Source organism: Enterobacter sp. RIT637 (assembly GCF_019718755.1).
GTDB lineage: Bacteria > Pseudomonadota > Gammaproteobacteria > Enterobacterales > Enterobacteriaceae > Enterobacter.
This window is the reverse complement of the sequence record NZ_JAIHAZ010000069.1, coordinates 1-713: the sequence shown is the minus strand read 5'-3', so window position 1 is coordinate 713 and position 713 is coordinate 1. Positions and strand designations below refer to the sequence as shown.

General features: G+C 60.6%; 1 protein-coding gene. It reads left to right on the top strand.

Translation table 11 applies throughout. The features are described from left to right. Positions 1 to 713, top strand: a 713-nt coding sequence (locus tag K5E19_RS23190; RefSeq protein ID WP_221553279.1) for a FimD/PapC N-terminal domain-containing protein, incomplete at both ends; no start/stop codon positions are given.

Genomic DNA, 713 nt, shown 5'->3' with positions numbered 1-713 from the left:
AGCCTGGTCTGAGAACTATTTTAACCCCGCGTTTTTGTCTGATGACACGGCGGGCGTGGCGGATCTGTCGCGCTTTGAGCAGGGGCATCAGCAGGCGCCTGGCACCTATCGCGTGGATATCTGGCGTAACGATGAGTTTATCGGTACCCAGGATGTCCGCTTTGAGGCCGGGGATGAAAATACGCCTCCGGTCGCGGGCGGGCTGTCGCCGTGCATCACGCGCGCGATGCTGGACCGCTTTGGCGTCAACATTACTGCCTTCCCTGAACTGCTTAACGTGACCGGCGAAACCTGCGTTCCGCTGGCGACGGCGATCCCCGGCGCGGAGATTGGCTTCAATTTTGCCTCGCTGCGCCTGAACGTCAGCCTGCCGCAGGTGGCAATGCAGAACAGCGCGCGCGGCTATATTCCGCCGGATCAGTGGGACGAAGGCATACCGGCGCTGTTGCTGAACTACAGCTTCAGTGGCAACAAAGGCAATGACGCCGACAACAGCTACTACCTGAATCTGCAAAGCGGGCTGAACTATGGCCCGTGGCGGCTGCGTAACAACGTGGCGTGGCGCTATACCGAGAGCAACGGGGAAAGCCATCGCGAGTGGCAGAACATCAGCACATCCGCCCAGCGGACAATCATTCCCCTGAAAAGCGAGCTGGTGGCCGGGGACAGCAACACCGGCAATGACGTGTTCGACAGCCTCGGTTTCCGCGGGC